The sequence below is a fragment of the Mycobacterium sp. 94-17 genome, assembly GCF_035617725.1.
In the GTDB taxonomy this organism is placed as follows: Bacteria; Actinomycetota; Actinomycetes; order Mycobacteriales; family Mycobacteriaceae; genus Mycobacterium.
In genome coordinates, this window is the sequence record NZ_JAPIYN010000090.1 from 1 (window position 1) to 479 (window position 479).

The window sequence follows — 479 nt, forward strand, 5'->3', positions numbered from 1 at the left end:
GTCGGCGGTCTTGGTCCAGATGTAAGGGCGGGGGTTGTCGTTCCAGGTGTCGATCCAAGCGCGGATGTCGGTGTTGAGTTGGCGGACTGAGGTGTGGGTGCCGCGGCGCAGTTTTTTGGTGGTCAGCTCGGCGAACCATCGTTCGACGAGGTTAAGCCATGAGGAACTGGTCGGGGTGAAGTGCAGAATGAACCTGGGATGGTTTGTCAGCCAACGCTTTACCGCTGGGGTCTTGTGCGTCGAGGCGTTGTCGAGGACCAGGTGCACGTCGAGGTCGTCGGGGACTTCGGCATCGATCTTTTTGAGGAACGCCAGGAACTCTGTGGCCCGATGACGAGAGTGCAGGGCGCCGATGACCTTGCCGGTCGTGAGATCGAGGGCGGCGTACAGACTCGACGTGCCGTGGCGGACGTAGTCATGGCTAGCGCGTGCCGGGGTGCCGGGCAGCATCGGAAAGATCGGCTGGGTGCGGTTGAGCG

General features: G+C 62.2%; 1 protein-coding gene. It reads right to left on the minus strand.

Features of this window, described 5'->3' with window-relative positions; genetic code table 11:
- Positions 1–479 (minus strand): IS630 family transposase (locus OQ789_RS25785; protein WP_324689255.1); only part of this gene is annotated, 479 nt, incomplete at both ends.